Below are 24,657 nucleotides of genomic sequence, written 5' to 3'. Positions count from 1 at the left end.
GCGGCCAGTCCGCGTGTCCGTTACGCGCTCCTGCATGTCGTTTCCATCGACTTTCTCCGCGCGGGCAGGCGCGGAGCAGGAGCCAACATGCCATCCAACCAAACCCTTTCCCCGCGCGTGCTCGCCATCGCGCTGGCCATTGCCGCGTCGCCGGCATTCGCGCAACAGCAGGCCGACCAGAGCGATCTCGGCACCGTCAGCGTCACCGGCACCCGCAGCGAACGCGGCCCGGCCTCGCTCGCCGCCAGCACCACCATCACCCGCGCCGACATCGAACGCCTGCAGCCGTCGTCGCTGCCGGAACTACTGCGCGGCCAGCCCGGTCTCGCCATCTACAACCAGGGCGGCGAAGGCAAGGTCTCGGCGGTCTTCATGCGCGGCACGGGCAACGGCCAGACGCTGGTGATGATCGATGGCGTGAAGGTCGGCTCGGTCTCGGCCGGTTTCGCCGCGCTCACCGACATCCCGGTGTCGCAGATCGAGCGCATCGAAATCGTGCGCGGCCCGATGTCGTCGCTGTACGGATCGGAAGCGATGGGCGGCGTGATCCAGATCTTCACCCGTCGTCCCAATGCCGATGGCGTGGCGCCGCATGTTGGCGTGTCCTTCGGCACCTACGACACCTGGAAGGGCGACGCCGGCATCGACGGTCGCCACGGTGGCCTGTGGTATTCCGCCAACGTCGGCTACGACCGCACCCGCGGCTTCAACGCCTGCAATGGCGATCCGATCACTTTCGCCGGCTGTGGCACGTATGAGCCCGATCGCGATGGCTATCGCAACCGTTCCGCCAACGTCGCGCTCGGCTACCGCTTCAACGATGCCTGGAAGGCCGATGCCCGCGTGATGCGCATCGAGGGCGACAACGAGTACGACGGCTCCTGGGCCAATCGCAGCAAGATCGTGCAGCAGGTCGCTGGCGCGCACGTGCAGTACGCGCCGCTGGCGTGGCTGGCGTTCGACCTCAATGCCGGCCGCAACGACGACCAGTCGAAGAACTATGGCAGCTACGGTTTCGCGGGCTACATCAACACGCGCCGCGACACCGCCAGCCTCAAGGCCGACATCGGCACGCGCACCAATCTCGCCACCGTCGGCGTCGATTGGCAGCGCGATTCGCTGGCCAGCGACACCGTCTTCGATGCCACGCGTCGCAATACGCACGCCGTGTTCGCCGATTGGCGCGGCGACTTCGGTTCGCAGCATCTGCAGCTGGGCGCGCGCCACGAGGACAACAGCCAGTTCGGCAAGCACGATACCGGCCACGTCGCCTGGGGCTGGGACATCACCAAGGCGCTGCGCGTGAGCGCGAGCTACGGCACCGCCTTCCGCGCGCCGACCTTCAACGATCTCTACTATCCCGGTTTCAGCAATCCGAACCTGCGTCCGGAAACCTCGCGCAGCATCGAACTCGGCGTCGACGGTTCGCAGGGCTGGGGTCGCTGGAGCGTGCATGCCTATCGCAACGAGCTGCACGACCTGATCGCGTTCAATCCGTTCCTGACTTCGCCGCGCAGCCCGTGGGGCATGCCCGACAACATCCAGCGTGCGCGCGTCGATGGCGTCGAAGCTTCGCTGGGCACCACGCTGGCGCAGTGGGACATCAACGCGACCGCCAGTGTGATCGATCCACGCAACCGCACGGTGGGCGCCGACTACGACAACCTGCTCAACCGTCGTCCGCAGCGCATGGGACGCATCGACGCCGATCGCAAGTTCGGCAAGTGGAGCGTCGGTGCATCGATCAATGCCGCCAGCCACCGTTTCGACGATCCGTCCAACAAGGTGCGCATGGGCGGTTACGCCACCAGCGACCTGCGCCTGGCCTATCGCCCGGACACGGCCTGGACGCTGCAACTGACGGCGCAGAACATCTTCGACAAGGCCTATGAAACCGCGCGCTGGTACAACCAGGCCGGTCGCACGCTGATGTTCAGCGTGCGCTGGTCGCCGAAGCAGTAAGGAACGCCTGAATCAAGCCACGCCGCGAAGCGGCGTCGGCTTGCATTCAATTCGACTTGCCGGCCTGGTCGCCGTATTCCCATTCGTAAGGCACGCCGGTGTCGCCAAGGATGAAGCGCACCAGGTCGGCGAAGCCGGCTTCGGCGCGCACGTCGTTGGCAAGGACCAGCACGCAGCGCTCTTGCGCTTCGACGCAGACGAGCGTGTTGCCGGTCTGCTCGTCATGGCCGCCCTTGAAGAATCCGTGTCCTTGCGGACCATCGAATGCGACCACGCCGAGCCCGGCATACAGGTCCTTGCGCTGCTGGTCGAGGGGCAGGTCGTTTTGCATGGTCGGGAACTGCGTCCGCGTTCCGATATGCAACTGCGGTTTGACCATCTCCGCTCGCGAGGCGTGCGACAGACCCGTACCGCTCACGAGCGCGGCGGCGAACTTGGAAAGATCGTCGATGGTGGTGTCCATGGAACCGGCAGCGCGAACCTTCGAGCGCTCGTCGTGTGGTCGCGGCTTGCCCTTGTCGTTCCAGCCATCGGCGAGATTGCCCGCGAAGTCCGCACGCCACATCAGCGAGCTGCGTTTCATGCCGAGCGGCGCGAACACGTTCTCCCGCGCCAGATCCCCGACATCCATGCCCAAGCCCTGTGACTTGCGGCCGTTCTCGATCGCGAACTGCAGCAGGATCATCCCTTCGCCCGAATAGCTGAAGCGCGAACCCGGCTCGAAATGGATGCGCAGTTTCTCGTCGGGCTCGAGCCAGTAGAAGTTGAGGAAGCCCGTTGAATGGGTCAGCACCATGCGCGGGGTGATCTTCTTCCAGCGATCATCGCCCGCGAGGTCCTTGTACGGACCGTACTTGTGGGGATGGATCGCCTCGGTGTCGTAATCGGGTAACGGCCTGTCGAGGTCGGCGGCGATCGGTGTATCGAGATCGATGCGCCCTTGATCGACTAGCCGCATCACCGTATAGGCGAACACCGCCTTGGTGATTGACGCGGCGTACATGATCGTGTCGGTGCGCAGCGGTTCGCCTTTCGCATTCCTCGCGCCGTAGGCCTTGACGTAGGTCACCTTGCCGCGATCAATGACGGCAATGGCCAAGCCCTTGGCGCCGGTGCGCGCCATCAGCTTTTCGACGTGCGCGTCAATGGCAGGGTTCGCGGGGAGCTTTCCCGGTTCGCGCGCGATGAGAGGAGCGGCGAACAACAGCAGTGCAAGCAAGCAAATGCGCTTCATGGTCGCTCCCAAAGCATGAATTCCTCCGTGGAGCCTAGCCTGCTTTATCGGCACAAGGGGAGGTGACCTGTGGCATATGCCGCAGGCCATCTCCCGGCGCACACTCGGGGAATTCATCCCCGGGGAGTCGTGCCATGTCGAAATCGATGCCGCGCCATGCACTGGCGCTTGCGCTGATCGTTGCCAGCCAATCCGCCCTTGCCGGGACGCCACTGCGCGTCGAGTTGCCCGCAGGGAGTGCTGCGGCATCGGGTCGCCTGCTGGTCAGCCTGCAACCGGCCGCGGAAGCCGAGAAGGCCGCGAAGGACGGCAAGGTCACCCAGGTCGAGGTCAGCCCCTTTGGACGCAGCAACGGTGCGCTGATTGGCATGGACGTGCCGGGGCTCGATGCCGGCAAGGCTTTCGTGGTCGATACCGAAACGGTGGCGTATCCGACCGGACTCGCGGCATTGCCGGCGGGCGACTACTACATCCAGGCAGTACTCGATACCGCGCGCGACAACAATTACGGCGGCAGTAGCGATGACATCTCCAGCACGCCGCAGAAGATCACCCTCGGCAAGGGTGGCGATCTTCCATTGCTGATGCTCGACCAGCGCGAAGCGGCGCCAGGGGACTACTGGGATCTGCCGAAGGGCATGCCGGAGGTGATGCGCACGCAGGTGCTGGCCGCCAAGCCGCACGTGAAGCTGCTCGACATCGTCAGCCCGAAACTCAGTGCGTTCTGGGGTCGCCCGATCCACATGCGCGGTTGGGTGGTGCTCCCGCCCGGTTACGACACGGGCAAGACGCGTTATCCGATCGCCTATTCCACCCACGGTTTCGGCGGCAACCTGCGCAATTCGCTATATCCCGCCGCATCGGCATCGGCCAGCATGGAGAAGGGCGAGACACCGCCGATGATCTGGGTCTTCCTCGACGAATCGAGCGCGACCGGCACGCATGAATTCGCCGACTCGGTGAACAACGGGCCCTGGGGCGCTGCGCTCACCGAAGAGCTGATTCCGCAAGTCGATCGCGACTATCGCACCGATGGCAAGCCGGCGAGCCGTTTCGTCACCGGGCATTCTTCGGGCGGTTGGGCATCGCTGTGGCTGCAGGTGCGCTACCCCAAGGTCTTCGGTGGCGGTTGGCCGACCTCGCCCGATCCCAGCGACTTCCACGATTTCACCGGTGCCGATCTCTACGCGCCCAATGCGAATGTCTATCGCCGTGCGGACGGATCGCAAATTCCGCTGGTGCGCGACCACGCCAAGGTGATCGCCAGCTTCGAGCAGTTCGCCAAGCTCGAGGAAGTGACCGGCCCGGTCGGCGGGCAGATGGCTTCGTTCGAATGGGTGTTTTCGCCGCGCGGCACGGATGGCCGGCCGATGCAGATGTTCGATCGCCGTACCGGTGCGGTCGATCCGCAAGTCGTCGCCTATTGGCGCGATCACTACGACGTCGCCCATCGCATCACCACGCAATGGAACACGCTCAAGCCCGATCTCGACGGCAAGGTCCACCTGATCGTCGGCACCGCCGACACGTTCTATCTCGATGGCGCCGCGCGCAAGCTCGAGGCCGCGATGAAGTCGGTGGGCGCCAAGACCGATTTCCGCTTCGTGCCCGATCGCACCCACGGCGATCTCTACGTCATCGGCAGCGATCGTCGCGCGCTGTCGCGGGTGATTGCATGGGAGATGTATCGCGTCGCGCGCCCGGATGCGAAGTTGCCCGCCGATTTGCCCAAGGTGCCGGTCGAAGCGCCGGCGAAATGACACGATCCCCCGAAGGAAACGCACACATGCAACGCAAACTCCTTGCCGTCGCCACCACGTTGTTTCTCCTTGCACGCCCTTTGCAGGCAGCGCCCGGTGACGCCACCGATGCGCAGATCGCGAAGATCATCAATGAAGGCCTGAGCCACAGCCAGGCCATGGCCAATGCTTCGGAATTGATGGACGGCATCGGGCCGCGCCTGACCAATTCCGAGAATTTCGACAAGGCCGCCGACTGGGCGCTGGGCAAGTTCCGCACGTATGGATTGAGCAACGTCCACAAGGAGTCGTATCCGTTCGGCGTCAACTGGAACCTCGACTCCTGGGACGCCAGGGTGGTGCAGCCGCGCGCGATCACGATGCGCGCGATCCCGGTGGCGTGGACGCCGCCGACCAATGGCACCATCACCGCGCCGGTGATCCTGGCGCCGATGAGCAAGAAGGAACACTTCGAGAAGTGGCGCGGCAAGCTTGCCGGCAAGATCGTGCTGGTCAGCCTGCCGGGCGAGGCCAGCCAGTCGGAGAAGGGGCAATTCCATCGCCTCGACAGCAAGGATCTCGCCGATCTCGACAAGTACGACCTGCCGAGCGACGAGCTCGAGCCCTACAAGGGCTTCACCAAGCAGGTGTCGTTCGCGCGCGAACTCTCGCAATTCCTGAAGGCCGAAGGCGCGGTCGCGATGGTGCGCAAGAGCTATCGCGAAAACAGCCTGGTCAGCGGCGAGGGGTACAACATCGATCCGGCCAAGCGGCTCGAATTGCCGTTCATGGAATTGTCGTCGGAAGACTATCGCCGCCTGGCGCGACTGGAGACCACGGGCAAGCCACCGGTGATCAGCCTCGCCATCGCCGCGCATACCAATGATGCGGACACCACCGCCGATTACCTGATCGCCGACATCGCCGGCAGCGATCCCAAGTCCGGCTACGTGATGGCCGGCGGCCACTTCGACAGCTGGATCGCAGGCGACGGCGCGACCGACGACGGCGTGCCGAGCGTGATCGTGATCGAGGCCGCGCGTATCATCAAGAGCCTCGGCGTGCAGCCGAAGCGGACGATCCGCTTCGCGCTGTGGTCGGGCGAGGAGCAGGGCCTGCTCGGCTCGATCGCCTACATCGAGAAGCATCTCGCCACCCGCCCGGTCGACCGCAACGCCTACGGCGTCGACAAGTTCGTCAAATGGACGACGCAGTTCCCGATCACCAAGGGCGCCGACTACGACCAGCTCAAGGCCTATTTCAACCTCGACAACGGCGCCGGCAAGATTCGCGGCATCTACGCCGAGAACAACGTGGCGGCCGAGCCGCTGCTGAAGAAATGGCTGGGTCCGTTCGCCGACATGGGGGCGGGCACCGTGGTCACCAGCCGCACCGGCGGCACCGACCACGAGTACATGCAGGCGGTCGGGCTGCCGGGCTTCGAGTTCATCCAGGATCCGCTTGATTACGGCAGCCGCGTCCACCACTCGAACATCGACACCCTCGACCATGCCCCGCCGGACGACGTGCGCCAGGCCGCGACGGTGCTGGCGGCGATGCTGTGGCAGGCCGCGAACAGCGATGCCGTGCTGCCGCGTCCGCCGCTGCCGACCGCGCCGAGCAAGAGCAATCCATTCAAGGTTGACGATCCCGACAAGGACTAAGAAGCAGTCGGACCGTCACGTTCCGTCGCGAGCGAAGGCCTGCGGTTCGTGGTGGAGCGCAGCAAGCGCAGCGTACGAGTAGTACATGAGCATTGCGAGCACCGCACGCGGACCGCGGGGCGAGCGCAGCAGGAACGTGGGCGGGGTAAAATGGCTGCATGATTTCCTTTCGTAACTTCGCCCTGCGCCGGGGCGAACGCCTGCTGCTGTCCGACGTCGACCTGGCCCTCCACGCCGGGTATCGCGTCGGCGTGGTCGGCCGCAATGGCGCCGGCAAATCGTCCCTGTTCGCGGCATTGCTCGGTGACGTCGAGCCCGACAAGGGCGACCTCGATCTCCCCGGCAAGGCGCGCATCGCCAGCGTCGCCCAGGAAACGCCGCACCTGCCGGATCCCGCGCTCGACTTCGTGCTGTCGGGCGATGTCTCGCTGCACGACGCCGTGCGCATGGAGCGCGAGGCGATGATCAACGAGGACTGGGAGGCGGTCGCCGAGGCGCACCATCGCCTGGCCGAGCTCAACGGTTACGACGCCGACGCCCGCGCCGGTCGCCTGCTGCATGGTCTCGGGTTCCCGGCGACGACGCACGATCGCCCGGTCTCCGACTTCTCGGGCGGCTGGCGCGTGCGCCTGAACGTGGCGCGCGCGCTGATGACGCCGAGCGACCTGTTGCTGCTCGACGAACCGACCAACCACCTGGATCTCGATGCCGTGGTGTGGCTGGAAGACTGGCTGCGCCGTTACGACGGCACGCTGCTGGTGATTTCGCACGACCGCGAATTCCTCGACAACGTCACCACCCACATCCTCCATCTGCACGACGGCAAGGCCAAGCTCTACGTCGGCAACTACACCGCGTTCGAGCGCCAGCGTGCCGAGCATCTGCGCCAGCAGCAGATCGCCTTCGAGAAGGAGCAGGTCGAGCGCGCGCACCTGCAGAAGTTCATCGATCGCTTCAAGGCCAAGGCCAGCAAGGCGCGCCAGGCGCAAAGCCGCATGAAGCGACTGGAGAAGCTCACCGGAACCGAGGCGGTGCGCGCCGAGCGCGGCATCCACATCGATTTCCCGGAACCGGCGCGGATGCCGAACTCGCTGCTGTCGCTGCGCCACGTCGATGCCGGTTACGGCGCCGGGGCGAAGATCCTGTCCGACGTTGGCTTCGCGCTGGAAGCGGGTGATCGCATCGGTCTGCTCGGTCCGAACGGCGCGGGTAAATCGACATTGGTGAAGACGCTGGTCGGCGATCTGGCGCCGATGTCCGGCGAACGCATCGCCCATCCCGATCTCGTCATCGGTTACTTCGCCCAGCACACGGTGGAATCGCTGGTCGCCGGGACCTCGCCGATCGATCACTTCAAGGAACTGTCGCCGAACACCGCGACCCAGGACTTCCGTAATTTCCTCGGTCGCTGGCAGTTCGTCGGCGATCGCGCGTTCGAAGTGATCGACAACTTCTCCGGCGGCGAGAAGGCGCGACTGGCGCTGGCGCTGATCGCGTGGCGCAAGCCTAACCTGCTGTTGCTCGACGAACCGACCAACCACCTCGATCTCGAGATGCGCGAAGCGCTGGCCGAAGCGCTCAGCGATTTCGACGGCGCGATCGTGATGGTCAGCCATGACCGCCACCTGATCGGCCTGGTCTGCGACCAGTTCTGGCGCGTCCACGATGGCGAGGTCGAACCGTTCAATGGCGATCTCGACGATTACGCGGCGTGGTTGCGTTCGCGCCCCGCAGCGGGCGAAGCGAAGCCCGAAGCCAAGAAGGAAGCCGCGCCGGCACCGGCGCCCGTACCTGCGCCTGTCGCCAAGAAGCCGGTCAGCAAGATCAACCCCCACAAGCTGGCACAGGCCGAGGCGCGAGTCGCACGGCTGGAAGAGAAGCTCGCCGAATGCGATGCCCAGCTCGCTGATCCGGCGGTGTATTCCGATGGTGCGCGTGTCGCCGACATCGGTCGCACCCAGATGCAATTGCGCGGCGAACTCGAGGACGCCGAAGGCGAGTTGCTGGCCTTGTACGAGTGAGGCTCGGCCTGTGCGTCAGGCGCGCAGGCGGGCCAGTGCGCGCAGCAGGTAGGCCAGCGCGAGGAACGCCACGCCCAGTCCGGCGCAATGGATCAGGGTGCGGGTGATTCCGAGCGCCGGCACATCGATGAAGGGGTAGGGATAGAACCCGGTGATCGCACCGCGAATCAAGGCATATACCGCATAAAGCAAGGGCCATTGCAGCCATTGCAACGGTGCGTTCGCGGTGATGTGCCGGCGTGGCGGCAGCAGCAGCCACCATGCCAGTGCGGCCAGCGGAACGGCATAGTGCAGCAGCGCGTTGGACAGCCAATCCAGTCCGGTCGGCGTCGAGATGTTTCGCAGCAGTAGGTGGTAGCCGAGCCCGACCAGCACGATCGATGCGACCGCGCAGCCGCGCCATTGCAGGTCGCGTCCCCCGTCGCTGCGGCGTGCGGCAACGGTGGCGGTGATCGCCACCAGGAGATTCGTGAGCACGGTGAAGTAGGCGAGATACATCCACAGGCCGTGGGCGACGCCGTTGCCGTTGTCGATCGACAGGCGCAACGACAGGAACAGCTGCAACAGCAGTGCAGCCCATGCCAGCGCGGCGACGATCGCCGCGGCGATGCGTGCGTTCATCGCCTTAGTCTTTCAGGAAATATTCGACGGTGCTTACGACCCGCACCTTCTTCACCTGCGGGCTGCCGGCATCGCGGTTGCTGATGTCGACCACGCCCTGGTTGGCGGTGCGGATGCCGCCGATGCGCGCGCCGCTGTCCTTGGCGAACTGTTCCGCGGACTTGCGTGCATTGGCGGTCGCTTCCGCGATCAATGCCGGCTTGATGTCGTTGAGCTTGGTGTAATCGAATTCCGGTCCGCTCGAGGACTCGCCTTCGCCGCCGTTGCCACCCAGCATCACGCCCTTGGCGAGCAGGTCGCCGGTGCGGCGCAATGCCTGCATCGCCTTCGCGACCTTGGTGGTGCGCAGGGTCACGGTGGTGGAATAGCGATAGCGCTCCGGTGGCTTGTTCTCGCCGTAGGAATAGGCCCAGCGGTCCTCGAGCCTGGCCGGCGCGACGACGATTTCGTCGTCGCCGAAACCGGCCGTCTTGAAGAAATCGCGGATCGCGGTGGTGTTGGTTTCCAGTCCGCGCTGCACTTCGCCGAGGTCGTTGCCGCTCACGGTATGCGCCAGCGGCCAGACGACGAGGTCGGCATCCACCACTTTTTCGGCGGACCCTTTCACCGAGACGTAGCGATCACCGGTGCGGAGACCGGCCAGTCCCTTCGACATGAACCAGCCGCCGGCAGCCAGGCCGAGCGCGACGATGACCGCCGCGACAATCTTGTCGGTCTTCATGCGCCCGTCCTCAACGCGCGCCGAACCGGGCGCGGCAACCGCCGCTCACCCACAGGCCCTGGCGGGCGTTGTAGCCCCAGGTGCGTCCTTCGGTGCAGGCCGAGTTGGACAGGCGCTGCAGCACATAGGGGTGTCCCTGGTTGCGATCCCAGGCGCAGGTGGTCGGACGCGACCCGTGGCTGGAGCAGGTCACCGAGTAGTTGCTGGCGACACGCGCGAACTCGCCGCGGCAGCCGTGGTTCACCCAGACTTCGCCGTTGCGCGAATCCCAGCCGCGCCCGCGCTCGCAGCCGCTGTTCGAGAGTTGCCGGACCAGCCGCGATTGACCCTGCCATGGCGTCCGGCAGGTGTTCAGGCGGTTGCCGGTGCTTTCGCAGCGGATGGTCTGGTTGATCGGGCCGGGGCCGGGACCCGGGCCGGGAATCCCGCCGCCGTTGCCGGCGAGGGACTTGGCGATATCCGATTTGATCTGGCTGAAGGTCCAGTTCGAACGATTGACCTGGTCGAGGTAGAAGCGCAGCTGGTCGTCGGGGATGCTGCGGCCGCGCGCCTGTTCGGAATATTCCAGGCTGATCACGCGGATCTGGTCGTTGCGCGAGAGCGTGCGCAGGTTCTCCGGCGCATAGGCCCGGGTCTGGACCTGCGCGGATGCGGCGACCGGAACCAGCAGGGCGAGTGAAGATGCGAAGACGAGCGATTTGAACAGTGAAACCATGGCGACCCCTCCCGAAGATGGCGTATGGATATCCTGTAGCGGTGGTCGCGCCGAGAGGACCTTCGTCGGAATCGGCGCGACGGCCCACAATACCTGTTTATATCCCTTAACACACGCCACGCCTGCGACCCCGGCGCACCGAAGTGGACGCGGGCGCCGCCTCATCCGTATTTACTTGGCGATCAATACCAGCACCGAACGTGCCTCCAGGCCGTAGGTGGCATATTCGCCACCGATCAGCGCTTCCGATCCCGGTACCGCCACGGTGTTCGCGCCTTCGTTCCAGGTCGCGGTATCGGTCACGCGATACCACTGCTTGCCATTGCCCGCCCACGGCAGCACGAAGTTCACCTGCGCCGACCAGCCGTTGTAGGCGATGTAGATCGCGCTGGCGGAATCGCCGAATTCGCTGCCGTCGATGCGCCAGGCGATGGCGTGGTTGTTGCCGTCGTTGAAATAAGCGGAATCCGCCTGCGCGCCGTCGGGCTTGAACCAGCGCAACTGTTCCATCACGTTGCCGTTGTTGTCGACGCCGGAATAGAACGTGGCCGGGCGCAGGGCCGGATGCGTCTTGCGGAAGGCGATCATGCGCTGGGTGAAGGTCTGGAAATCGCTTTCGAAACTGTCACGACTCCACAGCAACCAGTTCGCCACCGAATCGAGGTTGTACGGATTGTTGTTGCCGAAAGTGGTGCGCAATGCCTCGTCACCACCGGTCATCATCGGCACGCCGGCACTGAGCAGCATCAGGGCCATGCCGGTGCGCGTGGCGCGTCGCTGGTTCAATGCGCTGCCGCCCTGGTCCCAGCTGTTGTTGTTGTCTTCGCCACCATCGGACGGACCGTAGGGCCACGCCTGGCTGTTCTGCTTGGTGTTGTAGGCATACAGGTCGCTGAGGGTGAATCCGTCATGCGCCACCAGGAAATTCACCGAGTTCCACGGCTGGCGCCCGTCGTCGCCGTAGAGGTCGGACGAGCCGGCGAAGCGCGTGGCGAGCGTGCCGGTGGTCACCGTGGCCACGCCGAGCTTGTTCTGCGCCTGACGCACGGCATCGCGGTACATGCCGTTCCATTCCGACCAGCCCGAGGGGAATCCGCCGACCTGGTAGGAATTGCCGCCGATGGCCCACGGCTCGGCGATCAGTTCGATGCCGGCGCCGCCGCTGGCGGGCCGGGGCGGCAGTTCGGCGACGATGCGATTGAGCGCGTTGCCCGAATCCATCTTGTCGAAGTTGTAGCAGCCGTGTTCGCAGGTGTTGCCCAGCACCGACGCCAGGTCGAAGCGGAAGCCGTCCACGCCCAGCGCATCGCGCCAGTAGGCGAGGGAATCGACGATCAGGTTCTGCGCGATTGGGTTGTGCGTGTTGTAGTTGCCGCCCACCCCGGTGTTGTCCCATGGATGCTGGTAGTCGCTGGTGAGCGAGTAATAGGTCGGGTTGTCGAGGCCGCGCCACGACAGGAGGTTGTACACCGTCAAACCGTCGGTTCCGCCCCACGGGCCACCTTCGCCGGTGTGGTTGTAAACCGTATCGACATAGACCTTGATGCCGGCGTCATGGAAGGCCTTGACCATCGCCTTCCATTCGCGCGTGGGGCCGCCGGCGCTCTTGTCGAAAGCGTAGCGGCGATCCGGCGCAAACCAGTTGAGGGTCATGTAACCCCAGTAGTTGTCGCCGGTGTCGGAATTGGGATCGATGTCGTTCTGGTCGTTCTGGGTTTCCTGCACGGGCAGGAACTCCACCGCGGTCACCCCGAGCGAAGCCAGGTACGAGGCTTTCTGTGCCGCCCCGGCGTAGGTGCCACGCTGGTAGATCGGGAGGCTGGTGTCGTTCATGGTCAGTCCGCGCACGTGCACTTCGTACACCACGTCGTCCTTGAACGCGCCGGTGGGTTTGGTGCCGATCGAACTGGTGTCGGTCGCCAGCACGATGCCCTTGGGCGCGCAGGCGCCGCTGTCGATGGCGCGATAGCTGGCGCCACTGGCGTAGATCGTGCCGTCGTTGCAGCTGGACGTATTCGGGTCCTGGCTGATCTCGCGCGTGTAGGGGTCCAGCAGCAACTTGTTCGGATTGAAGCGATTGCCGGCGGCATCGATGTCCTTGACGAAACCGATGCTGCTGCCCTTGGTCCAGCTGCTGCTGTAGGTCCAGTTCGGACCCCAGGCGCGGTAGCCGTAATAGACGGGTCCCGTGATGCCGTAGGTGTTCTGGAGCGTGGAAACCGATGCCGTCTTCGACCAGATGTTGGTGGTCGAATCCTTGGTCATGACGTAGTGCGCGACTTCCTGCGCACCGGATGGCGTCTTGTACAGCCAGACCTCGATGCGCGTGGCGCGCGAGGAATAGACCTTGAAGGTGATGTTGCTCTGGGTGCCGTCGTAGCGCGCGCCGAGGCTGTAGGCGTCGATCGCCGCCTTTGCCTTTCCGCTTGGCCACAGGGCCAGCAACGTCGCGATCAACAAGCCGTATCCGATCCGAATCCCGTGCGCCATCGCGTGTTCTCCGATCCCGTTTGCGCCTTGATTGCAGGCTGTTCGCACTATCACCGGATGTGCGAATGCACATGGCCGTGCCGGTCGCACGTGCAAACGTATTCAGTGCGTGGATGGCGAAGTCGCGGTGTGCGTCCCGGTTTTTTGGCGGCGGAGCAGGGGGATGTACCGTTCAGGCTTGAAACTTCGGGGCGCGGCCCCAAAATGGTCACAGTCCGAGTTGTTTCCTCAGCCATGCCCATCTACGCCTTCGTCTGTGACACCTGCGGCGACGAATTCGACCGCCTGCAGAAGATGTCCGACCCCGATCCCGACACCTGCCCGAAATGCGGGGCGCATACGGTCAAGCGCAAGCTGACCGCGCCCAGCTTCCGCCTTGCCGGCGGTGGCTGGTACGAGACCGACTTCAAGAAGGACGGTGACAAGAAGCGCAACCTGGCGGGAGATGGCAGTTCGCCAGCCCCGGCTCCGGCCCCCGCGGCGCCGAAACCGTCGGATTCCTGATCCGGGCGTCCCACGGGCTAAAATGACCGGTTCCCGGCACCGTGGCCGGGCTTGCAGCCGATTTCCCGGAGTTTCCATGCGTGACCATTTCTGTGGCCTGATCGACGAGACGTTGATCGGCCAGACCGTGACCCTGTGCGGCTGGGCCGACGTCGCCCGCAACATGGGCGGCCTGGTCTTCATCGACCTGCGCGACCACGAGGGCATCGTCCAGATCGTCGCCGAGCCGTCGTCCGCCGAGGGCAATGCCGATGTCCTGGCCGTCGCCGCGCAGATCGGCTACGAGGACGCGCTGCAGGTCACTGGCGTGGTTCGCAAGCGCGAGTCGGTGAACAACAAGATCCGCACCGGCCAGGTCGAAGTGGTCGCGACGAAGATCGAGGTGTTGAACAAGGCCGAGCCGCTGCCGTTCCACCACCACGAGAATCCGGGCGAGGACATCCGCCTGAAGTATCGCTATCTCGACCTGCGCGCGCCGGAGATGCAGCGCAAGATGCGCACACGCACCAGACTGGTCGCGAACCTGCGCCGCTACCTCGACGAGCGCGGTTTCCAGGACATCGAAACGCCGATCCTGACCAAGGCGACGCCGGAAGGCGCGCGCGACTTCCTGGTCCCGGCGCGCATGCATCCGGGCGAGTTCTACGCGCTGCCGCAGTCGCCGCAGCTGTTCAAGCAGATCCTGATGATGGCGGGCTTCGACCGCTACTACCAGATCGCGCGCTGCTTCCGCGACGAGGCGCTGCGCGCCGACCGCCAGCTCGAATTCACCCAGCTCGACATGGAATTCGCCTGGGTGGACGAGAAGATCGTGCAGGACACCGTGGAAGACATGATCCGCGAAGTGTTCAAGGAAACGATCGGCGTCGAACTGGCGAGCACCTTCCCGCGCATGACCTATGCCGAGGCGATGCGTCGCTACGGTTCCGACAAGCCCGACCTGCGCATTGCGCTCGAGTTCGTCGATGTCGCCGAGTTGGTGAAGGGCAGCGAGTTCAAGGTGTTCACCGATGCCGCCAACGATGCCGACGGCCGCGTCGTCGCGTTGCGCATTCCCGGTGGCGCTGCGCTGTCGCGCAAGCAGATCGACGAATACGCCGCCCATGCCGCCAAGTTCGGCGCCAAGGGCCTGGCCTACGTCAAGCTGGACGAAGCCGGAGCGGTCAATTCCCCGATCGCCAAGTTCTTCGCCGACGATGCCTTCAAGGCGTTGCTGGAAGCGATCGGCTTGAAGAATGGCGACATCGCCTTCTTCGGCGCCGGCAGCTACAAGACCGTCAGCGATTTCATGGGCGCGCTGCGCCTGAAGGCCGGTAAGGATTTCAACCTGGTCGCCGAAGGCTGGGCGCCGCTGTGGGTCACCGATTTCCCGATGTTCGAATGGGATGACGAGGAGCAGCGCTACGTCGCGCTCCACCATCCCTTCACCGCACCCGCGGTCGATTCGATCGACGACCTGCGTGCCAACGCCAAGACTGCTGTGAGCCGCGGTTACGACATGGTGTTGAACGGCAACGAGATCGGCGGTGGTTCGATCCGCATCCACAGCTCGAAGATGCAGTCGGCGGTGTTCGAGCTGCTCGGCATCGGTGCGGAAGAAGCGGAGGCGAAGTTCGGCTTCCTGCTCGACGCGCTCAAGTACGGCGCGCCGCCGCACGGCGGCATCGCCTTCGGCATCGATCGCATCGCCGCGCTGATGGCCGGCAGCGAATCGATCCGCGACGTCATCGCCTTCCCCAAGACCACCAGCGCGCAGTGCCTGATGACCGGCGCGCCGTCGGAAGTGCCGGACAAGCAACTGGCGGAAGTGCACATCCAGGTGCGCGAAGAGAAGAAGTGATCATCCGTCGCGCCAGCGCCGCCGACGCCGAAACGCTGTCGGCGTTGTCGCGCGACACCTTCGACGACACCTTCGGTCACTGCTACACGGCGGATGACCTGCAGCACTATCTCGATACCACGTACGATCCGGCACGTTATGCGGCGCAGCTGGACGAACTGGGCTGCGCGGCCTGGCTGCTGGAAGACGAAGGGCGTGCCGTCGGCTACGTGATGGCCGGTCCCTGCAAGCTGCCGCATGCCGATGTGCAGCCGGGGGACATGGAGCTGATGCGCCTGTACGTGCGCCGCGGGCTCCAGAATGGAGGTCACGGCGCGCGCCTGTTCGCGCAGGCGATGGACTGGATCGCCGCCAACGGCCCGAAGTCGTGCTGGCTCGGCGTGTGGAGCGAAAATCCCGGCGCCCAGCGCTTCTACCAGCGCCACGGTTTCGACAAGGTCGGCGAGTATCTGTACGAAGTCGGAACGGCACGGGACCTCGAATTCATCTTTCGTCGGGACATGGGCTGAAAGCGCATACTGGCGACATCCCCCGAGTGGAGACTGCCATGCGCATCCTGACCGTCGCACTTCCCGCCTTGTTGCTCGCCGCCTGTGCTTCCACGGCCGGGACGCGCGGCCCGCAACAGTTGCAACTGCCTGCCAACGACCGCGTCAACGTGTCGTGGGCGGATCCCGCGAGTTTCAGCGAACACAGCTGCGACTTCGCGCCGGGTGGCCGCGATACCGAGTGGGTTCGCGATCTCGCGAAGTACACCCGTGACCGCGCCGAGAAGAGCCTGCCTGCCGGTGCCAAGCTCGACGTGCATTTCATCGACATCGATCGTGCCGGCGAATGCATTCCGCGCATGGGCGGCGAGCAGATTCGCGTCATTCGCGATGTGTATCCGCCGCGCATCAATCTCCATTACCGGCTGTCCGGCAATGGCGTGACCGCGGCCGATGCGGACGCCAAGCTGCTGGACCTGGCGTTCACGATGAACCCGCCCGGCCTGCCGGGAAACAGCGATCCGCTGCGCTATGAAAAGCGCATGGTCGACGACTGGTTGCGCAAGCTGCTCGGCAAGCGTTGATGCCGCGTCCCCGCGTCGTCCTGCTGCATGGTCTGTGGATGCACGCGCCGGCCATGCAGTGGTTCGCGTCGCGCCTGCGTCGTGATGGTTTCGATGTCGCGCCGATGGGCTATTTCAGCGTGCTGGAAAGCACGGAGAACGCCGTCGCACGGATCGTGCGGGCGCTGGATCGCCAGCCGGGCACGCATCTGGTCGGGCATAGCCTTGGCGGATTGATGGCGCTGCAAGCCGCGGCTCGGGCGCGAGCGGGACGGGTGGTGTGCCTGGGATCGCCGCTGGCGGGAAGCCAGGCTGCCGATGGCGTGGCATCGCGGGTACCCGGCGGGCGCGGCCTGATCGGACAGCACCGCGAATTGCTGCTGCGGGGCGCCGGTACCCTGCCACCGGGCATCGAGGTCGGGATGGTCGCGGGCAACCTGCCGCGCGGGTTGGGCGGCGCGGTCGCGCGATTGCAGGGCCCGCATGACGGTACCGTCGCGCTCGCGGAAACCCGGATTCCGGGACTCGCCGCCCATGTCGTGGTCGAAGCCAGCCACACCGGCCTGATCTTCTCCCGGGAAGCGGCCAGCCTCGCTGCCTGCTTCCTCCGCGATGGGCGTTTCGCGGAGACGGCGGCGCTGGCGGCGATCGCCTGAAGCGAATCAAGTAAAATCGCGGCTTTCCCCGATACGGTTGCATCCATGGGTCGTGGTCCCTCGATCGAACAGCGCAAGAACGCTGTCGATGCCCAGCGCGGCAAGATCTTCACCAAGGTGATTCGCGAGATTTCGGTCGCGGCGCGCGCCGGTGGCGGCGATCCCGCCAGCAACCCGCGCCTGCGCAGCGCCATCGACAAGGGCCTTGGCGCCAACATGAGCAAGGACGTGATCGAGCGCGCGATCAAGAAGGCGACCGGCGAACTCGAAGGCGTCGAGTACGAGGAAATCCGTTATGAAGGCTATGCCCCCGGTGGCGTCGCGGTGATCGTCGACTGCCTGACCGACAACCGCGTGCGTACCGTCGCCGACGTCCGCCACGCCTTCACCAAGTTCGGCGGCAACATGGGCACCGAAGGCTCGGTCGCCTTCATGTTCCGCAAGCTGGGTGCATTGAGCTATGCCGCCGGCGCCGACGAGGACCGCGTTACCGAGGCCGCGATCGAGGCTGGTGCCGACGACGTGGTGGTGTACGACGACGGCGCGATCGACGTCATCACCTCGCCCGAAGCCTTCAACGACGTCAAGGACGCGATGGTCGCGGCGGGACTCGCCCCCGATCTCGCCGAAGTCACCCTGCGCGCCGACAACGACATCGCCGTGAGCGGCGATACCGCCGACCAGGTACGCAAGCTGCTGGCGCGCATGGAAGAAATGGACGACGTGCAGAACGTCTATTCCAACGCGGAGTTGCCGGAGTGACGATCCGCACCGGATTGCCTGCGTGAGTGGCGCAGTCCGCATCCTCGGCATCGATCCCGGATCGCAGCGCACCGGCGTCGGCATCATCGATGTCGGGGTGGACGGCAAGCTCGCGCATGTCCATCACGCGGCGATCAACCTGCTGGGCGCCGAGGATTTCCCGCAGCGCCTGGGCGAGCTCGTTGCCCGCCTCGGCGAATTGATCGTGGAATGGCAGCCGGACGAAGTGGCGATCGAACAAGTATTCCTCGCACGCAATGCGATGTCGGCGTTGAAGCTGGGGCATGCGCGCGGGGCGGCGATCGCCGCCTGCGTCAGTCGCGGCCTCAAGGTCAGCGAATACGCCGCCAAGGAAGTGAAGCTGGCGCTGGTCGGGCGCGGTGGCGCCGACAAGGAACAGGTGCAGCACATGGTTGGCGCGATGCTGAATCTGAAAGGCAAGTTGCAGGCCGACGCCGCCGATGCGCTGGCCGTCGCGGTGACGCATGCGCATGTGCGCGCGAGCGCGGCGCGACTGGGTGTCGGCGTGCGCCAGGCATGGGCGAGGAGGTGAAGCGGCGCGTTTGCGAACCATTGGTTCGCGCGCCGCTGAACGACCGGCCATGGATGGCCGGGCCGTGGGTTGTTTCGTCAATGGTGTTCCGCCACGGATGGCAACGAGTGAAGGGGATCTTGCAGTGATTGGTCGACTGAAAGGCGTCATCATCCACAAACAACCGCCATGGCTGGTGGTCGACGTCCATGGCGTCGGCTACGAGCTGGAAGCGCCGATGAGCACGTTCTACGACCTGCCGGACGTCGGCAAGGACGTGGTGCTGTTCACCCATTACGCGCAGAAGGAAGACAGCGTTTCGCTCTACGGCTTCCTCACCGAGAGCGAGCGCCGCCTGTTCCGCGACGTGCAGCGCGTCAGCGGCATCGGCGCCAAGATCGCGCTCGCCGTGCTGTCGGGCGTTAGTGTCGATGAATTCGTGCGCCAGCTGCAGGCCTCCGATGTCACCGCGCTCACGCGCATTCCCGGGATCGGCAAGAAGACCGCCGAACGCATGGTGGTGGAGTTGCGCGATCGCGCCGCCGATCTCGTCGGGGTCGGGGCATCGCCGATGCTGCAGGGGCCGGCCGATCCGCAGTCGGAATCGTTGGTCGCGCTGCAGCAGCTCGGTTACAAGCCGGCCGAAGCCGAGCGCATGGTCAAGGCGGTGGCCGTCCAGGGCGATTCCGTCGAGGCCATCATCCGCAAGGCCCTGCAGCAGGCGCTGCGCTGACGCCATCACGGCATCGGCGTACCATGCGCCCCTGGACGGTTTCCCTCCCGAAATGAACGGCCACACCAAGCCCGCAGGACACCCGCAGAACAGTCATGGCCATCAGGCGCCCGGTGGGCTGCCGGGCCTCGTGCTGGGCGCGATCGGCGTGGTGTTCGGCGACATCGGCACCAGCCCGCTGTACACGCTCAAGGAAGCGTTCATTCCGCACTACGGACTGACGCCCGACCACGACACCGTGCTCGGCGTGCTGTCGCTGGCGTTCTGGGCGCTGATGATCGTGGTGACGTTGAAATACGTGACCATCATCATGCGTGCCGACAACGAAGGCGAGGGCGGCATCATGGCGTTGATGGCCCTGGCCCAGCGCACGCTCGGCAAGACCTCGCGCTCGTTCTACGTGGTCGGCATCCTCGGCATCTTCGGCGCCTCGTTGTTCTTCGGCGATGGCGTGATCACGCCCGCCATCACCACGCTGTCGGCGGTCGAAGGCCTCGAGGTCGCGGCGCCGGCGCTGCACAGTTTCATCCTGCCGTTGACCATCGTCATCCTGATCGGCCTGTTCGTCAGCCAACGCTTCGGTTCGGCCAAGGTCGGGCGCGTGTTCGGGCCGGTGATGGTGGTGTGGTTTCTGGCGCTGGCGGCGATCGGCGTGCACAACATCGTCGACGCGCCGGAAGTGATCCATGCGCTGAATCCGTGGTGGGGCGCGCGCTTCTTCGTCGAGCACGGCTGGCACGGCATCTTCATCCTCGGCGCGGTGGTGCTGGCCGTCACCGGCGGCGAGGCGCTGTATGCCGACATGGGCCACTTCGGCGCAAAACCAATTCGCGCCGCCTGGTATTTCTTCGTGTTGCCCTGCCTGGTGATGAACTATCTCGGCCAGGGCGCGCTGCTGCTGGAAAACCCGGACGCCAAGAGCAATCCGTTCTTCCAGGCGGTGCCCGACTGGGCGCAGGTGCCGATGGTGGTGCTGGCGACGATGGCGGCGATCATCGCCTCGCAGGCGGTCATCACCGGCGCGTTCTCGGTCGCGCGTTCGGCGATGCAGCTCGGCTACATTCCGCGCATGTTCGTGCGCCACACCTCGCGTGACACCATCGGCCAGATCTATGTGCCCGGCATCAACTGGTTCCTGATGGTCGCGGTGATCGCGCTGGTGATGACGTTCCGCACGTCCACCGCATTGGCCACCGCCTACGGCGTCTCGGTGTCCGGCACGATGCTGATCGATACCTTGCTGCTGGCGCTGGTCGCCAACCGCCTGTGGCCGAAGCAACGCAAGTGGGTGTTGCCGCTGTGCGTGGTGTTCTTCGTGGTCGACCTCTCCTTCCTGGTCGCCAACGCGGTGAAGTTCTTCGATGGCGCGTGGTTCCCGCTGCTGCTGGCGGCGATCATCTTCACCCTGATGCGCACCTGGCGCCGCGGTCGCGAACTGCTGCGCGCGGAAGTGCAGAAGGAGGGCATCAAGCTCGACAGCTTCCTGCCGGGATTGATGCTGGCTCCGCCGGTGCGGGTGCCGGGCACGGCGATCTTCCTGTCGGCCGAGCCGACGATGGTGCCGCACGCGCTGTTGCACAACCTCAAGCACAACAAGGTGCTGCACGAACGCAACATCTTCCTGACCGTGAAGACGCTGACGGTGCCGCATGCCCATCGCGACCAGCGCCTGAAGGTCAGTTCGATCGGCGACGAGTTCTACCGCATCGAGGTTTCGTTCGGCTTCATCGAAACGCCGGACGTGCCCCGCGCGCTGATGCAACTGGCCGATTGCAGCCAGATGTGCCTCGATCCGATGGACACCACCTATTTCGCCAGCCACGAAACCATCGTCGCCAGCGCCCGTCGCGGCATGCCGATCTGGCGCGACAAGCTGTTCGCGCTGATGCATCGCAACGCGGTGTCGGCGACATCGTTCTTCCATATTCCCGGCAATCGCCTGGTCGAACTCGGCGCTCCGGTCCAGATCTGATCTGACACGATCCCATGAACACATCCGCAGACGAGCATTCCGGTTCGCAATCCGCGCATGGCCATCACGGCCCGCTTGCCGCATTGGCGGTGAGCGCGCTTGGCGTGGTCTTCGGCGACATCGGCACCAGCCCGCTGTACACCATCCAGGAAGCCTTCACCCCGCATTACCAGCTGGCGGTGAACCACGACACCGTGCTCGGCCTGCTGTCGCTGATCATCTGGACGATTGTCTTCGTGGTGACGGTGAAGTACGTCGCCATCATCATGCGCGCCGACAACGAAGGCGAGGGCGGCATCATGGCGCTGATGGCGTTGGCGCAGGGCGCGCTGGGCAAGAAGGCGCCGAAACTGATGTATCGCATCGGCATCCTCGGCATCTTCGGCGCATCGCTGTTCTTCGGCGACGGCGTGATTACCCCGGCGATGACCACGCTTGCGGCGGTCGAAGGCCTCAACGTGGCGACGCCGGCATTCAGCCATTACGTGCTGCCGATCTCGCTGGTGATCCTCGTCATCCTGTTCGTCGGGCAGCGTTTCGGAACGGCGCGCGTCGGTCGCGTGTTCGGCCCGGTGATGATGGTGTGGTTCATCGCTGTCGCGCTTCTCGGGATCTGGAACATCCGCCTGGCGCCGGAAGTGCTGAAGTCGCTCAACCCGTGGTGGGGCATGAAGTTCTTCCTGGACCATGGCGTTGCCGGGCTCACCATCCTCGGCGCGGTGGTGCTGGCCGTGACCGGTGGCGAAGCGCTCTATGCCGACATGGGCCATTTCGGCGCCAAGCCCATTCGCATCGCCTGGTATTTCGTGGTGCAGCCCTGCCTGATCCTCAATTACATGGGGCAGGGCGCGCATGTTCTTGCGCATCCGCAGTCCATCGGCAATCCCTTCTACGAATCGGTGCCGAAAGCCTTGCTGATCCCGATGCTGGTGCTGGCGACGATGGCGGCGATCATCGCTTCGCAGGCGGTGATCACTGGTGCGTTCTCGATGGCGCGCTCGGCGATGCAGCTCGGCTACATCCCGCGCATGCAGATCCGCCACACCTCGAGGGACACCATCGGCCAGATCTACGTGCCGGCGATCAACTGGACCCTGCTGCTGCTGGTGATCGCGGTGGTGATCGGCTTCGGCAGCGCGACGCGACTGGCGACGGCCTACGGCGTGTCGGTGACCGGCACCATGCTGATGACCAGCATCCTGATGATCGTCTATCTCAGCAATACGCGGAAAATGCCGCTGTTGTTCTGGCCGGCGGCAGCGATCTTCGTGCTGGTGGACGTGGCCTTCCTCGGTTCCAACCTCGCCAAGTTCATGGATGGTGCGTGGTTCCCGTTGCTGCTCGGTCTCGTCATCTTCACGATGATGCGCACCTGGCGTCGTGGCCGCGACCTGCTGCGCGAGGAAATGCACAAGGACGGCATCCAGCTCGACACCTTCCTGCCCGGATTGATGCTGGCGCCGCCGGTGCGGGTGGCGGGCACGGCGATCTTCCTGACCGCCGACAAGACGATGGTGCCGCATGCCTTCCTGCACAACCTCAAGCACAACCGCGTGTTGCACGCGCGCAACGTCTTCCTGACGGTGGCGACGCTGACGGTGCCGATGGCGCCCCGCGGGCAACGACTGTCGGTGCAGGCGATCGGCGACGACTTCTATCGGGTGATCGTCCGTTTCGGTTTCATGGAAACGCCGGACGTGCCGCGGGCATTGATGGAGCTGTCGGATTGCAGCCAGATGTGCCTGGACCCGATGGAAACCACCTATTTCGCCAGCCGCGAACGCATCATCGCCAGCCGCCACCACGGCATGCCGATCTGGCGCGACAAGTTGTTCGCCTTCATGATGCGGAACGCCGCGCCGGCCAGCGATTTCTTCAACATCCCCAGCAATCGCCTGGTTGAATTGGGTACGCAGGTTCAAATCTGAGCCACGCTGCGCTTTCCTTCATAATCGGGGCATGACCGAAGACCGCATCATCGCTTCTGGCGCCACCCGCGAGGACGAGGCCAGCGAAGCCAGCATCCGTCCCCGCCGCCTGGCCGATTACCTCGGCCAGCAGCAGGTGCGCGAGCAGATGCAGATCTACATCGATGCTGCCCGCGGTCGCGGCGAGGCGCTCGACCATGTCCTGATCTTCGGGCCGCCCGGACTGGGCAAGACCACGCTGTCCCACGTCATCGCCAACGAGCTCGGCGTCAGCCTGCGCGTCACCAGTGGCCCGGTGATCGAACGCGCCGGTGACCTTGCTGCGCTGCTGACCAACCTGCAGCCGCATGACGTGCTGTTCATCGACGAGATCCATCGCCTGTCTCCCGTGGTGGAGGAAGTGCTGTATCCGGCGATGGAGGATTTCCAGATCGACATCATGATCGGCGAGGGTCCGGCCGCGCGCTCGATCAAGCTCGATCTGCCACCGTTCACCCTGGTCGGCGCGACCACGCGCGCGGGCCTGCTGACCGCGCCGCTGCGTGATCGTTTCGGCATCGTCCAGCGCCTCGAGTTCTACAGCACCGCAGAACTCACGCAGATCGTCGTGCGTTCGGCGCAGATCCTCGGCATCCATTGCGAAGGCGAGGGCGCCGCCGAAATCGCCCGCCGTTCGCGCGGCACGCCGCGCATCGCCAATCGCCTGCTGCGGCGCGTGCGCGATTACGCGCAGGTGCGCGCCGATGGCCGCATCGATCACGAGACTGCGCGCGCGGCGATGCAGATGCTCAAGGTCGATCCCGAAGGCTTCGATGAGCTCGATCGCCGCCTGCTCAACCTCATCATCGAGAATTTCGACGGCGGCCCGGTCGGCGTCGAATCGCTGGCCGCGGCGCTCAGCGAGGAGCGTGGCACGCTCGAAGACGTGATCGAGCCCTATCTGATCCAGCAGGGTTTCCTGGTGCGTACGGCGCGCGGGCGCATGGCCACCCACAAGGCTTATCGCCACCTCGGGCTGAAGCCGCGCGGCGGCGCCGAGGTTGGGGAATCGGGGAACCTGATTTGAACGCAGGCCCAACCGCCGGTGCCGCAGGGCTTGTCTTCGAGTGGCCGGTGCGGGTGTACTGGGAAGATACCGATGCCGGTGGCGTCGTGTACCACGCGCAGTACCTGGCCTTCATGGAACGCGCGCGCAGCGAATGGATGCGCGCCATCGGCCACGGCCAGGAACTGTTGCGCGAACGCGACGGTCTGGTCTTCGTGGTGCGGGCGATGCAGGTCGATTTCCGCGCACCCGCGCGCCTCGACGATGCACTGTCGGTGAGCGTGGAGTTGCGCGAATGCCGGCGGGCGTCGCTGGTGCTGAAGCAGGAGATCCGCCGCGATGGAGCGCTGCTGGTCGATGGCGAAGTCCGTATCGCCGCGCTGCTGGCGCAAACCTTCCGGCCATGCCCGTTGCCGCCGGCCTTGTACGAACAATTGAAGTTGCACGAACGCACAGGTGATTGATGC

At 65.1% G+C, this 24,657-nt stretch carries 21 protein-coding genes; 16 read left to right on the top strand and 5 right to left on the bottom strand.

The features are described from left to right. Nucleotides 1–87 precede the first annotated feature (87 nt). The gene (gene btuB, locus ABE093_RS03965; protein WP_430759542.1) at nucleotides 88–1,962 is read left to right on the top strand and encodes a TonB-dependent vitamin B12 receptor; all 1,875 of its coding nucleotides are present in this window, start codon (nucleotides 88–90) and stop codon (nucleotides 1,960–1,962) included. Between the two features lie 46 nt (nucleotides 1,963–2,008). Here btuB and ABE093_RS03960 read toward each other — a convergent pair whose 3' ends face one another. After that, nucleotides 2,009–3,196: a serine hydrolase domain-containing protein gene (locus tag ABE093_RS03960; protein ID WP_430759541.1), complete on the bottom strand. Its 1,188-nt coding sequence runs from the start codon at nucleotides 3,194–3,196 to the stop codon at nucleotides 2,009–2,011. A 134-nt stretch (nucleotides 3,197–3,330) separates the two neighbouring features. Between ABE093_RS03960 and ABE093_RS03955 the strand changes: the two genes are divergently transcribed. From ABE093_RS03955 to ABE093_RS03945, 3 genes are all read left to right on the top strand, one after another. Beyond that, entirely contained in the window at nucleotides 3,331–4,956 is a 1,626-nt protein-coding gene (locus ABE093_RS03955; protein WP_430759540.1) for an alpha/beta hydrolase-fold protein, read from the top strand. A 26-nt stretch (nucleotides 4,957–4,982) separates the two neighbouring features. Beyond that, complete coding sequence (locus ABE093_RS03950; protein WP_430759539.1) at nucleotides 4,983–6,599, top strand: M20/M25/M40 family metallo-hydrolase; 1,617 nt, start codon at nucleotides 4,983–4,985, stop codon at nucleotides 6,597–6,599. A gap of 158 nt (nucleotides 6,600–6,757) precedes the next feature. Beyond that, on the top strand, nucleotides 6,758–8,620 hold the full coding sequence (locus ABE093_RS03945; protein ID WP_430759538.1) for an ABC-F family ATP-binding cassette domain-containing protein: 1,863 nt from the start codon (nucleotides 6,758–6,760) through the stop codon (nucleotides 8,618–8,620). 15 nt (nucleotides 8,621–8,635) lie between these two features. Here the strand turns inward: ABE093_RS03945 and ABE093_RS03940 are convergent, their stop codons facing one another. The 4 genes from ABE093_RS03940 to ABE093_RS03925 all read right to left on the bottom strand — a co-directional run bounded on the left by ABE093_RS03940 (nucleotide 8,636) and on the right by ABE093_RS03925 (nucleotide 13,167). Next, nucleotides 8,636–9,241 carry a Pr6Pr family membrane protein gene (locus ABE093_RS03940; protein ID WP_430759537.1) on the bottom strand — a complete coding sequence of 202 codons (606 nt, stop codon included), beginning with the start codon at nucleotides 9,239–9,241 and terminating at the stop codon, nucleotides 8,636–8,638. 4 nt (nucleotides 9,242–9,245) lie between these two features. After that, complete coding sequence (locus ABE093_RS03935) at nucleotides 9,246–9,962, bottom strand: SIMPL domain-containing protein (protein WP_430759536.1); 717 nt, start codon at nucleotides 9,960–9,962, stop codon at nucleotides 9,246–9,248. A 10-nt stretch (nucleotides 9,963–9,972) separates the two neighbouring features. Continuing rightward, nucleotides 9,973–10,677 (bottom strand): DUF3011 domain-containing protein, encoded by a 705-nt coding sequence (locus ABE093_RS03930; protein ID WP_430759535.1) that lies wholly within the window; start codon nucleotides 10,675–10,677, stop codon nucleotides 9,973–9,975. A 171-nt stretch (nucleotides 10,678–10,848) separates the two neighbouring features. Next, nucleotides 10,849–13,167: a glycogen debranching protein gene (locus ABE093_RS03925; protein ID WP_430759534.1), complete on the bottom strand. Its 2,319-nt coding sequence runs from the start codon at nucleotides 13,165–13,167 to the stop codon at nucleotides 10,849–10,851. A 234-nt stretch (nucleotides 13,168–13,401) separates the two neighbouring features. Between ABE093_RS03925 and ABE093_RS03920 the strand changes: the two genes are divergently transcribed. From ABE093_RS03920 to ybgC, 12 genes are all read left to right on the top strand, one after another. Continuing rightward, nucleotides 13,402–13,671, top strand: a complete 270-nt coding sequence (locus ABE093_RS03920) for an FmdB family zinc ribbon protein (protein WP_430759533.1) — start codon at nucleotides 13,402–13,404, stop codon at nucleotides 13,669–13,671. Nucleotides 13,672–13,747: 76 nt separating this feature from the next. Next, complete coding sequence (aspS, locus tag ABE093_RS03915; protein WP_430759532.1) at nucleotides 13,748–15,511, top strand: aspartate--tRNA ligase; 1,764 nt, start codon at nucleotides 13,748–13,750, stop codon at nucleotides 15,509–15,511. After that, nucleotides 15,508–16,020: a GNAT family N-acetyltransferase gene (locus ABE093_RS03910; RefSeq protein ID WP_430759531.1), complete on the top strand. Its 513-nt coding sequence runs from the start codon at nucleotides 15,508–15,510 to the stop codon at nucleotides 16,018–16,020. Before aspS ends, ABE093_RS03910 begins: the two co-directional genes overlap by 4 nt. 38 nt (nucleotides 16,021–16,058) lie before the next feature. Then, nucleotides 16,059–16,583 (top strand): DUF3016 domain-containing protein, encoded by a 525-nt coding sequence (locus tag ABE093_RS03905; protein ID WP_430759530.1) that lies wholly within the window; start codon nucleotides 16,059–16,061, stop codon nucleotides 16,581–16,583. Then, the gene (locus ABE093_RS03900; protein ID WP_430759529.1) at nucleotides 16,583–17,218 is read left to right on the top strand and encodes an esterase/lipase family protein; all 636 of its coding nucleotides are present in this window, start codon (nucleotides 16,583–16,585) and stop codon (nucleotides 17,216–17,218) included. Before ABE093_RS03905 ends, ABE093_RS03900 begins: the two co-directional genes overlap by 1 nt. A gap of 45 nt (nucleotides 17,219–17,263) precedes the next feature. After that, entirely contained in the window at nucleotides 17,264–17,980 is a 717-nt protein-coding gene (locus ABE093_RS03895) for a YebC/PmpR family DNA-binding transcriptional regulator (protein WP_430759528.1), read from the top strand. Between the two features lie 22 nt (nucleotides 17,981–18,002). Next, the gene (gene ruvC / locus ABE093_RS03890) at nucleotides 18,003–18,533 is read left to right on the top strand and encodes a crossover junction endodeoxyribonuclease RuvC (protein WP_430759527.1); all 531 of its coding nucleotides are present in this window, start codon (nucleotides 18,003–18,005) and stop codon (nucleotides 18,531–18,533) included. A 124-nt stretch (nucleotides 18,534–18,657) separates the two neighbouring features. Continuing rightward, nucleotides 18,658–19,245: a Holliday junction branch migration protein RuvA gene (gene ruvA / locus ABE093_RS03885; protein WP_430759526.1), complete on the top strand. Its 588-nt coding sequence runs from the start codon at nucleotides 18,658–18,660 to the stop codon at nucleotides 19,243–19,245. A gap of 52 nt (nucleotides 19,246–19,297) precedes the next feature. Beyond that, complete coding sequence (locus ABE093_RS03880; RefSeq protein WP_430759525.1) at nucleotides 19,298–21,217, top strand: potassium transporter Kup; 1,920 nt, start codon at nucleotides 19,298–19,300, stop codon at nucleotides 21,215–21,217. Nucleotides 21,218–21,231: 14 nt separating this feature from the next. Further along, nucleotides 21,232–23,145 (top strand): potassium transporter Kup, encoded by a 1,914-nt coding sequence (locus tag ABE093_RS03875; protein ID WP_430759524.1) that lies wholly within the window; start codon nucleotides 21,232–21,234, stop codon nucleotides 23,143–23,145. Nucleotides 23,146–23,176: 31 nt separating this feature from the next. After that, nucleotides 23,177–24,211 (top strand): Holliday junction branch migration DNA helicase RuvB, encoded by a 1,035-nt coding sequence (ruvB, locus tag ABE093_RS03870; protein ID WP_430759523.1) that lies wholly within the window; start codon nucleotides 23,177–23,179, stop codon nucleotides 24,209–24,211. After that, nucleotides 24,208–24,654, top strand: coding sequence for a tol-pal system-associated acyl-CoA thioesterase (gene ybgC / locus ABE093_RS03865; protein WP_430759522.1), 447 nt, complete (start codon nucleotides 24,208–24,210; stop codon nucleotides 24,652–24,654). The genes ruvB and ybgC overlap by 4 nt, the downstream gene beginning before the upstream one ends. Nucleotides 24,655–24,657 lie beyond the last annotated feature (3 nt).

Source organism: Solilutibacter silvestris, from assembly GCF_050574925.1.
In the GTDB taxonomy this organism is placed as follows: Bacteria; Pseudomonadota; Gammaproteobacteria; order Xanthomonadales; family Xanthomonadaceae; genus Solilutibacter; species Solilutibacter silvestris_A.
The sequence above is the reverse complement of the archived record's forward strand: the minus strand, read 5'-3'. Positions and strand labels throughout refer to the sequence as shown.